General features: G+C 44.8%; 16 protein-coding genes and 2 tRNA genes. 16 read left to right on the forward strand and 2 right to left on the reverse strand.

The features are described from left to right. Positions 1-198 precede the first annotated feature (198 nt). The 9 genes from tuf to QUA71_RS07505 all read left to right on the forward strand — a co-directional run bounded on the left by tuf (position 199) and on the right by QUA71_RS07505 (position 7,556). On the forward strand, positions 199-1,428 hold the full coding sequence (gene tuf, locus QUA71_RS07465) for an elongation factor Tu (protein WP_333283698.1): 1,230 nt from the start codon (positions 199-201) through the stop codon (positions 1,426-1,428). A 30-nt stretch (positions 1,429-1,458) separates the two neighbouring features. Next, positions 1,459-1,587: an ATP-grasp domain-containing protein gene (locus QUA71_RS07470; protein ID WP_333283700.1), complete on the forward strand. Its 129-nt coding sequence runs from the start codon at positions 1,459-1,461 to the stop codon at positions 1,585-1,587. Between the two features lie 175 nt (positions 1,588-1,762). Beyond that, positions 1,763-1,836: transfer RNA gene (locus tag QUA71_RS07475), tRNA-Lys, on the forward strand. Positions 1,837-2,025: 189 nt separating this feature from the next. After that, a complete protein-coding gene (locus tag QUA71_RS07480; RefSeq protein WP_333283702.1) occupies positions 2,026-2,988 on the forward strand; it encodes a GNAT family N-acetyltransferase in 963 nt (320 codons plus the stop codon). A 628-nt stretch (positions 2,989-3,616) separates the two neighbouring features. After that, the gene (locus QUA71_RS07485; protein WP_190657014.1) at positions 3,617-3,817 is read left to right on the forward strand and encodes a hypothetical protein; all 201 of its coding nucleotides are present in this window, start codon (positions 3,617-3,619) and stop codon (positions 3,815-3,817) included. A gap of 215 nt (positions 3,818-4,032) precedes the next feature. Further along, a tRNA-Asn gene (locus tag QUA71_RS07490) sits at positions 4,033-4,104 on the forward strand. Positions 4,105-4,413: 309 nt separating this feature from the next. Beyond that, a complete protein-coding gene (locus tag QUA71_RS07495) occupies positions 4,414-4,875 on the forward strand; it encodes a hypothetical protein (protein ID WP_333283704.1) in 462 nt (153 codons plus the stop codon). Positions 4,876-5,084: 209 nt separating this feature from the next. Continuing rightward, the gene (locus QUA71_RS07500) at positions 5,085-6,524 is read left to right on the forward strand and encodes a hypothetical protein (protein WP_333283706.1); all 1,440 of its coding nucleotides are present in this window, start codon (positions 5,085-5,087) and stop codon (positions 6,522-6,524) included. A 120-nt stretch (positions 6,525-6,644) separates the two neighbouring features. Beyond that, the gene (locus QUA71_RS07505; protein WP_333283708.1) at positions 6,645-7,556 is read left to right on the forward strand and encodes a hypothetical protein; all 912 of its coding nucleotides are present in this window, start codon (positions 6,645-6,647) and stop codon (positions 7,554-7,556) included. Between the two features lie 166 nt (positions 7,557-7,722). Here the strand turns inward: QUA71_RS07505 and QUA71_RS07510 are convergent, their stop codons facing one another. Then, on the reverse strand, positions 7,723-7,977 hold the full coding sequence (locus QUA71_RS07510) for a DUF433 domain-containing protein (RefSeq protein WP_333283710.1): 255 nt from the start codon (positions 7,975-7,977) through the stop codon (positions 7,723-7,725). 425 nt (positions 7,978-8,402) lie between these two features. On the opposite strand from QUA71_RS07510, the gene QUA71_RS07515 reads away from it, so the two are divergent. Beyond that, complete coding sequence (locus tag QUA71_RS07515) at positions 8,403-8,744, forward strand: hypothetical protein (protein WP_190657022.1); 342 nt, start codon at positions 8,403-8,405, stop codon at positions 8,742-8,744. A gap of 143 nt (positions 8,745-8,887) precedes the next feature. On the opposite strand, the gene QUA71_RS07520 is transcribed toward QUA71_RS07515, so the two are convergent. Next, entirely contained in the window at positions 8,888-9,280 is a 393-nt protein-coding gene (locus QUA71_RS07520) for a DUF4189 domain-containing protein (protein WP_333218336.1), read from the reverse strand. 152 nt (positions 9,281-9,432) lie between these two features. Here QUA71_RS07520 and QUA71_RS07525 point away from each other — a divergent pair, with 152 nt between their 5' ends. From QUA71_RS07525 to QUA71_RS07550, 6 genes are all read left to right on the forward strand, one after another. Next, the gene (locus tag QUA71_RS07525; protein ID WP_333283712.1) at positions 9,433-10,260 is read left to right on the forward strand and encodes a hypothetical protein; all 828 of its coding nucleotides are present in this window, start codon (positions 9,433-9,435) and stop codon (positions 10,258-10,260) included. Between the two features lie 196 nt (positions 10,261-10,456). Next, on the forward strand, positions 10,457-11,095 hold the full coding sequence (locus QUA71_RS07530; protein ID WP_333283714.1) for a ThiF family adenylyltransferase: 639 nt from the start codon (positions 10,457-10,459) through the stop codon (positions 11,093-11,095). A 129-nt stretch (positions 11,096-11,224) separates the two neighbouring features. Continuing rightward, complete coding sequence (locus tag QUA71_RS07535) at positions 11,225-11,581, forward strand: peptidoglycan-binding domain-containing protein (protein WP_333283716.1); 357 nt, start codon at positions 11,225-11,227, stop codon at positions 11,579-11,581. 143 nt (positions 11,582-11,724) lie between these two features. Continuing rightward, positions 11,725-12,291, forward strand: a complete 567-nt coding sequence (locus QUA71_RS07540) for a DUF924 family protein (protein ID WP_333283718.1) — start codon at positions 11,725-11,727, stop codon at positions 12,289-12,291. A 175-nt stretch (positions 12,292-12,466) separates the two neighbouring features. Beyond that, on the forward strand, positions 12,467-12,898 hold the full coding sequence (locus QUA71_RS07545) for a hypothetical protein (RefSeq protein WP_333283720.1): 432 nt from the start codon (positions 12,467-12,469) through the stop codon (positions 12,896-12,898). A gap of 11 nt (positions 12,899-12,909) precedes the next feature. Next, positions 12,910-13,365 (forward strand): DUF6575 domain-containing protein, encoded by a 456-nt coding sequence (locus QUA71_RS07550; RefSeq protein ID WP_333283721.1) that lies wholly within the window; start codon positions 12,910-12,912, stop codon positions 13,363-13,365. Positions 13,366-13,411 lie beyond the last annotated feature (46 nt).

A 13,411-nucleotide genomic window follows, 5' to 3' on the forward strand; every position in this document is an offset into this window, starting at 1 on the left:
ATCAAAAACTTGGAAAGTGCGGCTGTGTGGAGGGCAACTGGTTTGGAATACCAGGGTGCAGCGAAAGCTGTAGAGGTTCGACTCCTCCACTTTCCTTTTTAATCATTAGTCATCAGTCCTTAGTCATTAATAACAGGCTAAGGACTCAAAACTCATGATTAAGAACCAAAAACAACTCTTAGAGGAGAATCAAATGTAATGTCCCGCACCAAATTTGAACGGAACAAACCCCACGTCAATGTCGGTACGATCGGTCACGTTGACCACGGCAAAACAACCCTAACAGCGGCAATTACAATGACGCTGGCTGCACAGGGTCGGGCCAAGGCTAAAAAATACGATGAAATCGATGCTGCACCGGAAGAGAAACAGCGGGGAATCACGATTAATACGGCTCACGTTGAGTATGAAACTGGCGATCGCCATTATGCTCACGTTGATTGTCCGGGTCACGCTGATTACGTGAAAAACATGATCGTGGGTGCCGCTCAAATGGATGGTGCAATCCTCGTCGTGTCGGCTGCAGATGGTTCGATGCCTCAAACTCGCGAACATATCTTGTTAGCGCGGCAAGTGGGAGTGCCGAAGTTGGTTGTCTTTTTGAATAAGAAAGATATGGTGGACGATGCGGAAATTTTGGAGTTGGTGGAGTTAGAAATTCGCGAACTTCTCAGTTCTTACGGTTTCCCTGGCGATGATATTCCAATTGTCGCAGGGTCGGCACTGAAAGCGCTGGAAAAAATGACTGCTAATCCGAAAATACAGCGCGGCGAGGATGAGTGGGTTGATGGCATTTACAATTTGATGGATGCGGTAGATGACTGGATTTCTACGCCCGATCGCGATATTGACAAACCTTTTCTGATGGCTGTGGAAGATGTGTTCTCGATCAAAGGTCGGGGAACTGTCGCCACTGGCAAAATCGAGCGCGGTAAAATCAAAGTCGGCGATACTGTGGAATTGGTGGGAATCCAAAACACTCGCACGATCACTGTTATCGGTGTTGAAATGTTCCAGCAACTTCTGGATGAAGGAATGGCTGGAGATAATGTCGGTTTGTTGCTTCGCGGCATCCAAAAAGACGAAATTGAGCGGGGGATGGTGCTTGCTAAACCCGGTTCAATTCAACCTCACACTGAATTCGATTCTGAGGTTTACGTGCTGTCGGAAAAAGAAGGCGGCCGCCGGACTCCTTTCTTTGCGGGATATCGCCCTCAATTCTTCGTGCGGACAACGGATGTTACAGGTACGATCGCATCTTTTACGGCTGATGACGGGGGCGCGATCAACATGGTAATTCCGGGCGATCGCGTTAATATGACTGTGAAGTTGTTGCAGCCGATCGCGATCGAACAAAATATGCGTTTTGCCATCCGCGAAGGTAATCGCACTGTCGGCGCCGGTGTCGTCTCCCACATTCTCAAGTAGACGCTTTCGGAACCAATTAGAATCAGTAGGGTGGGCAAAAGTCCACCTTACTCATTAATTCACAGCAAGTTTTTCAGTGTGGATGCAGTAGAGCGCCAAGATGGAGTCAAGCGAATTGTCGAGATTGGAGATGGCAAAGTATCAGATTTGGTTGGATAGTCGGCCACAGGTTTTGCACAACTCTGGGGAGGTGCTTGAGGTCGATCGCGCTTAAATCAAATGTGGAATCAGGGCGATGGAACTTACATTAAATATTTGAGTAAGGGCGATCGCCACAAATTTTTACAAAAATAGTTGAGTTTTCCGAAGGGTTGTGTTATACTAGCTTAGATGCGGGAGTATAGCTCAGTTGGTTAGAGCAGGTGACTCTTAATCTCAAGGTCGAAGGTTCAAGTCCTTCTACTCCCATCCCAAATCCTGAACCTAAATTTATCGAAACTCACGAGTGCAGTCAACTGCTGTAGCGGTTCGATGCCTCGGGGTGTTTGCGTTGTCGGATTTTTAACGCCGATCGACCATTGGGGCGAGTTGATCGATAAAAGTGCGATCGCCCAAGCTATTTTTAAACTGAATAACAACAGGAACAGGTGATTAGCTATGATGGCCAATCTCTCGGCGCGCTGCTATGGGGGCGATCGCGATTTAACTGCGATCGCCCATTTAATCAATACTTGCGAAGAAGTCGATCGGCTCGATGAAGGTACTTCTATATCGGAACTGCAACAAGAATTTAACGCACCGTCCCTAGATGTAGTGCGCGATATCCGCCTTTGGGAAGATGTGGAGGGAAAATTAATCGGTTTTGCTCAGTTGTCAGTTTCTGAGCCTGGGGAAGTAATTGACGGTTGGCTGTGGTTTCGCGTCCACCCGGAGGCGCGCGGAGGCGATGTGGAAGCAGCCGCGATCGCCTGGGGTGAAGTGCGGATGCGCGAAGTGTCTGCGATGCGGGGCGCGCGCGTGAAACTGCGAACCTACGCGCGCGCTGAGGATTGCGATCGCATTTCATTGCTGAGAAGTAATGGTTTCAAGGCCGATCGCTATTTTTACCGAATGGCGCGATCGCTTTCTGAACCGATCCCAGAACCGCAATTCCCACAAGGTTTTGCCCTCATTCAGTTCCCCGGCGAACAGGATGCGGAAGCTTGGGTAGAAATGTTCAACCAGTCATTTATCGATCACTGGAATCATCACGATTTAACAGTAGATAAATTTAAGCATGAGTTAGCTAAACCCGATTACAGAAATGATTTAGACTTGATTGCTGTTGCTGATGACGGCACATTTGTCAGTTTTTGTTACTGCGAAATTAGTGTGCAAGAGTGCGATCGTACCGGGCGCAATGAAGGGTGGATTGCTTGTCTCGGTACGCGGCGCGGCTTCCGCAAAATGGGATTGGGACGAGCGATGTTGCTCGCTGGTTTGCATAGACTGAAAGCTGCCGGTGTCGCTACTGCTATTGTCGGCGTCGATGCTGAAAATCCCTCAGGTGCATTACGTCTTTACAAGTCTGCTGGCTTCCACAATATTCGCGATAGCATTTCTTATGTTAAGGATGTTTGATCGATGTTACAGTTCGCGATCGCGCTTTGACCAAAGAAACCGGGTTTTTTACCGAATCTGCGGGTTGCAACGAAATATTTTGGTGAAAAAACCAGGTTTCTCGTCACTGGTGTAAGTTTTATCTAAAAAACTTTTGCTACCCCCTTGACACTTATGTAGTATTTATGTATTATAAACGTATGGAAAGCGCAGGACAAGCAAAAACCTGTATTTTTCGTGCAAATTCTGAACCTTGACAACTAAATATTGCTCACAATTTCAAGGAACATCAATTTAAAAGTCTTGCAATACAGACTCGATTGTCATGTTGTTACTTTATACGAGACTGTTCGGTTACAAACTGACTCTGCCCGAGTCAGATATTGTACGAAATCAGTCTAATTTCAAGGAATTTCATGCGGATTCAGAACAGACAAGCTCTGCAAAATTTGAATCAACCAAAAAGGCTGAGGAAATCCGCAAAATCAAACAAGCTTATCATTTAGAACGGCGCTTCTTTCAGTAAAGATTGTCAGATTTCGTGAATCTTTACCGATACTGGCAATTTGCTAAGTCTCACAAAAAGCCAAAGTCGAGAGCAGATAAGCTACTAATCCAAAATCCAAAATTGCTCTAGGAGGTATCGGTAATGGTTCACATTCGTTTTGAAGGACGTTCCTATGACGTGGCAGAAAACCAACTGGGTATCGCCGCAGGAATGAGCGACAAGGCTATTAAGGAACGTCTGGCCAATCATTTTGATGTCAAGGGCGATCGCTTCGAGTCTTACGTTCTGGATCGCCGTCCCAGCGGTGATTTAATTGTCCGCCCAGAAGCTGTTTACGGCTAGAAATTCACTGAAAGCACGTATGAGGCAGCGCACCCCAACTAAAGAAGCTTACAAACTGGAAACGTTCGACTTAAAATCGAATAGTAGGTTCAATTCCTACCTGCCGAGAGGCTGAAACAATGCTTCTCTGACTTGTGCGCTGCCTTTTATAGCTGAATTTTTTATATCTATCCGGCGCTTAAAAGTTCCACTTCGCGCCCCAACAAAGGAAGCTTACATACTAGCTCATTGTAGAGCAATTCCCTGTTAAGGAAAAGGTCGCGGGTTCAACTCCTGCGTATGTGCCAACGGCTTTCTTAACTTGCGTGGAGTGACTTTTAATGCTATAAAAGGCAAAAATAATTGAGCAATTTAGAAGAATCACAAGTCAAAACTTTCTAGTTTAGAGATTAGAAAAATTTTGTTCCGCACCCTAACGAGTGAAGCGAATACACACATTATAATCGATTTGTCGCAGGTTCAAATCCTGCCAGCCCCGTTTAAGGGGCTGTAGCTCAGGGGTAGAGCCATCGGACAGTCAAAACGCTTTGCAAACTTGTGCGGAACATCTCATATTTATAAATATTAGATATAAAAGTGGTGAGGAGAATTAAATTATGAAAAATACAACTCTAATTTACCGATCGCCCAAGGAGATAGACAGTCTGATTCATGCCTTCCAAGAAGGCAACCTGTCGCGAAGTCAATGGACGCACGAAGCACATTTAACCGTTGCCCTGTGGTATCTCTGTTATGACTCGGAGCAAGAAGCGATAAATGCGATTCGCAATGGCATTAAACGTTACAACTCGGTTCAAGGAATTGAAACCACAAAAAACAGCGGGTATCACGAAACACTAACGCTGTTTTGGGTGCGAACTATTCGCCGATATCTCGCCGATGAAAGCCAAAATCGGTCGATCGTACATCTGGCTAACGGTTTGATTGCAAAATACGCCGATCGCACTTTACCATTTCGCTACTACACGCGCGATCGGCTGATGTCTTGGGAAGCTCGAAATAACTGGGTTGAACCAGATTTGAGAGCGATCGAATTAGAAACAGTTTCCCTGAAATAGTTAATTTCAAATCGCAGTTTTTGCCGCGCCCCAATCGCGAGAGCTTACATACAGACCCTATTAGGTTTAGCCATAGGTTTACTAAAAAAAGCTCCCCAAACTTGCGCGGTGATTTTTAAATTTCACTCGCTAGCGTGCAACAACTGCCAACCACCGATTTTGAATACTTCTCAAATCCAAAATCCAAAATCAATAGGAAGGTAAAAACAATGAATATGAATACAGCAGAACGCGATTTGCGTTTGGAAATGCTGAACTCTCTGCTCACCACTCCTCACCGTGTATTAGAAAAAGTAGCCGAAATTCACAAGTTAATTATCGAATTAGACCCCATTTTTTACGGTCATTTAGCAGTGTGGTATCAGCGTCACGGCGACGTGCGCGATCACAAGGAAGTTTTTGCCGGAAATTTGCTGACTTCGGCGCTGACGGAACACCGAGATGCCGGTTTTATGATGCTGCAAGAGTTCCCTCCCTACGAGGTTTCGCGCATTGTGGACTTTATGAAGCGGCATCAGAATAAGGTGCCCCGCAGCGCGCGCACTGCTGTCACTCGCTATCTGAAATCGCGGGAAAAGAATCCGCAGTTTTTCGATCGCGCCGCCATCCGCAACCGCAAGGCGATGAAGCATTTGTACGCAACGCTGCACGTCAAGCCGAGCGATCGCGCTAATGCTATTCTGTTTAAAGACAATCCGCCGGAAGACTCTCTGGCATTCGTTTTGAAGCAGTTAGCAAAGGCGGCGACACCTGCGGAACAGGCGAATTTGATTGTTGAGTACAAGATTCCGTATACGATCGCAGTTGGTGCAATCAGACAGCTAACGCCAACGGTTTTGGCCGCGCTGATTAACTCGATGTCGCCGCAGGAAGTCATCAACAATTTGAAATCGATTCAGTCGCGCGGCGCGATGGATCACGCGGAAGTCAAGCAGTTGATTGACTCGAAGCTGGATGAAGCGGCAAAGTGCGATCGGGTTTCTGCTTACAAAGCGAGTGTTGCGGGCGCGGGCGCGAACTTCGACGCAGCAACGGCGGCCAAGCTGGAAGCGGTGACAAACGAACAGGTGAAGAAGCGCGGCAAGATTGCCAAAGCAACCGGTTTGTTGATTGACAAGTCTGGTTCGATGGAAAGTGCGATCGAAGTCGGCAAGCGTCTCGCTGCTTTGATTTCCGGCATTTCCGAGGCTGCACTGTTCGTTTATGCCTTTGACACGATACCGTATCCAGTGCAAGCAAACGGCAGCGAATTGACTGACTGGGAAGGCGCTTTCAAGCACATTCGCGCTGGCGGCGGCACAAGTTGCGGTTGCGCGGTGGAAGCAATGCGAATTAAAAAGCAGGTTGTCGAACAATTCATTATGGTGACAGATGAAGGCGAAAACGCTGCACCTTATTTTGCAGATGCTTATCAGAATTACTGCCGCAGTTTGGGGGTAATTCCTGATGTTGTGATTGTGCGAGTTGGTGCTTGGTGCGAATATGTCCAGAAGCAATTGAAGGACAAACAAGTATCGGTGGAAACCTTTACGTTTGCGGGTGATTATTACTCCTTACCGAATTTAGTGCCGATGTTGAGTCGTCCTTCGCGGCTGGAATTGTTGATGGAAATTCTGGATACGTCGCTGCCTGTGAGGGATGACAAGTAAATTGTAGGGTGCGCCGTAGCGTACCTTACTTATTTTTCGGGTATCATAGACCTGACGGGGTTGTCACCCTGTCAGGTAGCGCTCAATATTTAAATGCTCTATCATTTTGGCAAACACCTAATGAGCAAAAAGAAACCTGAACCCAGAAAAATAATTGATGAAAGTCCAAACCGGCGCCCCTACGGAGCAAAGGTTGGAATCATCTTGGATAAAGGATATCAATTACGCTTTCAGGGTGAAGCGTGCCTTTTAGTTGATGATAAGTCTATTGTCCGTATATTACCATCGATAAAAAATCCGCAAAAATTTGATGTATATTTGGAAGGATTTGCGACTGCGTGTGAAGCTGAGCAGAAGGGGTTAAAGCTCTCATTAGCTCTGCTATGGGCAGCCATATCAAGGAAACATCCACTTCGCCTTGATTATCATACTCCACGACCTTGTATGGTATACGATCGTACCCAAGAGAGCGGAAGTGGATGTATGATAAGTGCAAGTCTAACCGTAGCTATGGATAGCAGTAGAATGGTGGAGCTTGTCAAGGAGATATTTTCAGCTAATATTGATGTTGATGAAAAACTCTTAGTATCAATGGAGCTGTTTGCATCTGCCAGACTCGAAACTACTGAGCGTGCTCGATTTGTTGGACTGGTCTCTTCCCTTGAACCACTCGCCCAGTCAGAAGCTTATGATAACCCAGAACTTAAAAAGTTAGTGGAGAGTTTTGTCGATCAATTAAACAAAACTACTTCTATTCCAGAAAATATTAAATCGTCAGTCAAAGGTCGGATTAACGAACTAAAGAATGAATCAATTTCTCAAGCGATTAAGCGCCTTGTAAAGGAGAATTTTCCAGAAAATCCAGATGCAGTTTCTACGGTTGAGGAAGCTTATAACATTCGGAGCAAAATTTTGCAGGAAGGTGCTTTTGATGCAGATTTGGCTCAAAAGAGCAACGAGATTGAGGATATTATTAGGCAAATTTACTCTTGTCGCCTCAACTCAAATTTGTTTGTTCCGCCAAACCAATAAGCAAGCAAAAGTCATATTATGTGGAGCAACCGAGCCCCTTGAGGCTGTGTTGGAGTTTCGGGAAAGAGTTAGAGAAAATTTAGGGTAAGTTGAGATTTAATATCGCTGTTTACTCCCAAACATCTCCCTCAATATCCTCAAGCGACAACTTTTTACCTATTTTCAATTATTCTCTAATTTGAGCAATAATTTCTTGTAATTCTGGATTAGCGATGGATGACACTAACTGGGAATCCGCACCAGCCAAAGCAGCGCGTAACTTTTCTGCAGTGAGTGCAGGATATTTCTCTAAAACCTGCTGTTGTGTCCATCCCGCAGCAAAGAGCCCCAGCAAAAATTCTACAGACAATCGAGTTTCTGGGGCTGCTGGTTGACTTGTTGAAGCTTTCGAGTTTGGATGAATGAGCTTTCGCCAGTCCATTGTTTTACTTAAACGATTTGGGAAGATTCCGCCGATTATACTGCATTTGGGCACAGTAGAAACACCGACCTCGTTGACTGATTGTGTAACATGATACGGCAGGTAATACCAATTTAGATTTTAGATTTTAGATTGCGAATCACTGATGACAACCAGGGTTTGGAGTTTGGCGACAGTGGCATTTTTTTTGAGCTGGTGTCATTTCCCCATTTTGCGATTAAATTGTTATTACGATCGCAGTACAGCGCTTTCTTATAGACTAGAGTGATGGGGTAGCGACGGGGCGATAGACCTTTTTGCTCCAGTCCGTTTCTATACCAAACTGCGCTCGCGCTAAATCTCAACGAACTGTGCAACGAACTGTGCAACGAACTGTGCAACGAACTGTGCAACCCACAATACAACTACTTTAACTTCTTAAAACTATGGGAAAAAAGTCGAAAGCCAAAAAATCCCAGCTCAAAAAATCCAGTTTGCTCTGCCAGCGACTCCAAGAAGCTCTCGATCGAGGCAGTAAAGTTTGGATTAAAACAAATAATAGTAGTTTCGGCGGCATCCCGACTAATTTGTTCGGGGAGTTTGTGGAACTTTTGGTGATAGTTCCCCCTAACGAACAGGCGGAACATCTCGATGCTTACGGGCAAGTTACGTGGCTGATTCGACTCTCTGATATTATTGCACTTGCTTACCCTACTGAATATTGGTCTAAAGATAGATTAGAAAGTTTGCTGCCACCCGATGCAGTTACTTCCGAAGTAGGAGATTAACTGCGTAGGGTGTGCATTGCGTACCCTCATTTTAGCTGATTTGTATTTGGTATGGTGTGCAATGCACACCATACATTTACTATTTTTTAAGCTGCTTTAGCAGCCCACATATACACCTCTTCCACCGATTTTGATCCGTTTAATTAGTTGTTGCAAGCTGAAAGCTGCACTTTACAGTTGCCGCCATCTAGTTCGCTGCAACCGGCGAGAGCTTGAGCTTCTGCTGCTGCTTTATCGCCGGCCCAGCCCGCACCTGCTCCTCCTTTGCCTACTGCGATCGCTCCACAATTATTGCTATTAGAGGTCAGCGCTTTGCAATCGTTAGCACCTTCGCTTTGTTTATTGCAGACAGCTACTGCTGCCTTTAGTGCTTCTTTCTCTGTAGCATAATCCCAACTAATACCAGTGGCGTCAGAAGTCGGAGAATAAGCAGTAGCTCCATAGGTGTTCTGAGCTTTAGCTACCTCGGTTGATCCAAAAGTCGGAAGTGTTAAAGCTGTCAATACAACCAACTTAGAAAAGAGCTTTTGCAGCATATTTACTGGAGAGATCTACAAGATTAAAATTGGATGATCGCTCAATATTATATTAGGGTAAGGATTCGTGTCAAGAGTGTTTACAAAGCTTTATTTTTGCTTAAATTAAAAGTTCTATCGGTAAAAAAATTAAGATTACGGAGGTCAATCCAGTGGCAGATATTCGCAAAATAATCAGCCAACTCGCCGCCCAAGAAGGGCAACTGCTCGATACTCAATTCCTGGCTCCTTGCGTGCAGGGGGGAAGCGTGCGGATACGGGTTAGCTCAATGGTTTATACTTTTCAACCGCAGCCTCGCAACTTTGAAGGATGGGCTATTTTTGCGCCAGTAAATGAGAAAATTGCTGCGGTGATTGAGGAACCGAGTTTGCCGCAAATTGCCGAGTATTTGCAACTGCTCGTACCTGTTCGCTTGCACTTGGCTTGCGTGCTGCAAGGGCAAACTTGGCTGGCTTATCCTGTTAACGAATCTGATGCTAAACAGCGCACTGGTGTTGCGAAACCCGTACCAGTTCATTTAGTAACTGAAGGTTCGCAGTTTGAGCCGATAGTTGCGCGCTGGGACGGTCATTTTTTGTGGTTTGAAGAGATTGACAGACGCGCCGATCCGCTGCCATCTGAGAAGTTAAAAGCATCTATAAAAAAGTGGATTTTGCCTCAAGAAGTCCGCTTTAAAGGGATGACACCAGAAATGCGAACTGTTTATGAATTGGTGTCCCGAAATATTAAACATTTCGATCCGAAAGTGCGGGCCCAACAGCGCTTGCAGCGGGCGCTAAAAATGGGCGGCGGTGAATTGCGGGATTTTGGCGATCGCCAAAATTATTGGCTGGTTGAATGGACTAGCGGAACGGGAGAACACCACACTTCTGCGATCGCCAAAAATGACTTGACAGTTATGAGTGCGGGCATTTGTCTCAGCGGATTGGACAAAGACTTCGACTTGCATTCATTGGTTGGAGTCGTCGAAGATAGATAATGGGAATGGGGAATGGGGCATGGGGCATGGGGCATCGGGGAATATCTAATAGTTAGTTGTCAGTTGTCAGTTGTTAGTTGTTAGTTGTTAGTTGATCCTGGTTTTTCTAATAAAAAATAATCAAGAAATAACCAATGCCCAATGCCCAATGCCCAATGCCCAATGCCCAATGCCCAATGCCCAATTCGCAATTACCATGAGTATATTTTTTCACGAACAACTTTACAGAAGTGCCGCAGTGATGTCGCAGATCAAAAATTTCCCGGTAACGGTGTGCGGGGCGGGCGCTTTGGGTGCGAATATTACAGAAAGTCTCGCGCGATCGGGCTTTTGTCAGTTAAAAGTCATCGATCGCGATCGCATTGAGGAACGCAACCTTTCCACTCAACCCTATTATCGATCGGACATCGGCGCATTCAAAGCCAAAATTCTCGCCAACAACCTCTACCGCGCTTTGGGAGTCAGCATTGACGCGCACTCAAAAGAATTGACACCCGCAAATGCCGATCGGCTGCTTGCTGTCAGCGCCACAGTCATCGATACTTTTGATAACAGTGTCGGGCGACAAGCAGTCAAGGATTACTGTGCGAGTGCCTCCCTTCCATGCGTGCACGTCGGATTAGCTGCCGATTACTCCGAAATAATTTGGAACGAACACTATCGGGTTCCTTCAGCGGCGAATGATGACGTTTGCGATTACCCGCTGGCGCGAAACTTGGTAATGCTGACGGTGGCAGTTGCTTGCGAAGTAATTGTTACCTTTGCTGCTACCAAAGAGCAACAAAATTTAACTTGCACGATCGGAGATTTTGCAGTAAAGCCACTTATATTGTAGAATGTCGGTTGACTGTTGCCAGAAACCTGGTCAATCAAGATTGGATGCCCCCATCCTATAAACCCGGTTTCTCACCCTCAAACAATCGTCCAACTTGCAAAAAACGCTTGAAAAATTAACAGGGAAAGTATGGCCGGATCACAGACTTTTTATTATTTACTAGGAATTTTCGCCCTATTAGTTTTGACGGGCACAAGTAGAGCAAACTATGCAGCAGGCTCCGCAGTTTGCTACACTGATGATTGCCATCGACCCGCAGTGAGACAGCAGAAAAGGATTTTAAAATGCGGCTCGAAAGGGCACGATGTGAAGAAACTGCAAAAGTTGTTGAACGCGCGGGGCTTGTCCCCACACCCGATCGTAATTGATGGCGTGTTCGGTCCGACAACCGAAAATGCAGTGAAAAGATTTCAGCGACAAGCTGATATTCCTGTAGACGGAGTTGTGGGAGGTCAAACTTGGGACAGACTGTTTACTAATTCGTAAATTTAAGCACCGGACAACAAAAGTTCCTAAGTGAGCATTGCTAATCATTAATCGCTGCGGTTTGTAGTTGTGCAGAGATCGCATTTTGTGCAACTACAGAAACAGAAGCTTTAATCAACAATCAATCGCATACTAGATTGCTAATGAATGAAGTTTTAGATTTTTGGTTTGGTCGATCGCAATCTCCCGAGTTTGGCAAAGTCCAAAAGAAATGGTTTGAAAAAGATGCGGGTTTTGATGCAGAAGTGCGATCGCGCTTTATGCAGCAATACGAACTCGCCGCCTCGGGTCAACTTGACTCATGGCAAGATTCCCCCGAAAATTGCCTAGCATTAATTATACTGCTCGATCAATTTCCGCGTAATATGTTTCGCGGAACGCCCCAAGCATTCGCCACAGACAGCAAAGCTTTAGCCACCGCCGAATACGCTATTAATCATAACTTCGATCGCGAATTGCTGACTGTACAAAAATTATTTGTTTATCTGCCTTTTGAACACAGCGAAAACTTAGAAAGCCAGCAAAAATCTGTCGAACTATTTAGCCAACTCAGCGGCGAACCTGACAGCGATTCATTCATTGAATACGCGATGCAGCATTTGGAAATAATCGAGCGTTTTGGGAGATTTCCCCACCGCAATCAAATTCTCGGACGCGAAACAACCCCCGAAGAAGCGGAATTTCTCAAACAACCCGGTTCTGGATTTTAAAGCGCGATCGCCAAATTTTTAGGTTATTTGCTGTACAGACTTAAAAATACTATAGTTAAGAGGAATGCCCCACTGATTTTACAGCAAAAAGCACGGATTACAATTGATATAAAAAATAACGATTTTCTGCTAACATTTAAAATTTAAAATCAAATCGGCTACTAAAATTATCAATATGTGTTTCAAACACCAAGAATATATAGATAAGCTTTCAACTCAATGCCCGCCACAGGACTATGAACCTAAAGAAATGCTGGCTTTTAGATTTGTATTTGAACCCAATGATGAACGATCTATTAATAACTTTAAACCAGTGCTGATAATAACTCCGCAGCGCAACCTACAACCAGAAACAGAAGCAACCAGATGTCAAGGTTATGCGCTATCATTATTTGATACCAAGGAAAATGCCGAAAAACGTTATTTAAAACTAACAAAAAAAAGAAAAAAACTCCGCGATTCTCTGGGGACTCACATAGCAGCAGGATCGCTCGACAAGACAGATGGAGTTGTCTCCAAAATAGATGATAACGGTCACTTGAGCCTACATGAATTTGCTACTGCTGATTTAGCAGCAAAATTTGTAATAACATCTTGTTTATTGTAAGGTACAAAAAAATGGAACAATTAATAGGATTTAAACTAAGTAAATTTCCTTTATCTCTCAGAAGCATAGTCACTTTAGAGTATTTCGACGGCCCCCTGCTATCGCTTTTTGAGAATGAATACGGTGATAGCTATCTTTATTCTTGGTGCGATGTAGATAATTTGTACAATCGCTGGTTGGTTTTCAGAGTTGCACCAGTAACTCTCAAGCTTTACATAGAGGGACAAGTTTCATTGCACGAGTTAATTGTAAATCCTGTTGACGGATTTCTATATTCATTAGATATAGACAATGATTTACAGGTGAAAAACACTTATTTAATCCTGCCTGAAAATTTGCCGGCAATCTACTTGCCAGAAACCGATTCCTATTACGAACTGTCTGATTTAAATCGCGAAACTGCGGAAGAAGATAGGTTATTAATTTTTCAAAAGCTTTCCGGTGAATCTCAACTTAGCAAGGTTTGAAGCTGACTAAACAACCAGATCCCCGACTTCTTGAAGAAGTCGGGAT

The sequence above is a fragment of the Microcoleus sp. MON1_C5 genome (genome assembly GCF_036701875.1).
Classification (GTDB): Bacteria; Cyanobacteriota; Cyanobacteriia; order Cyanobacteriales; family Microcoleaceae; genus Microcoleus.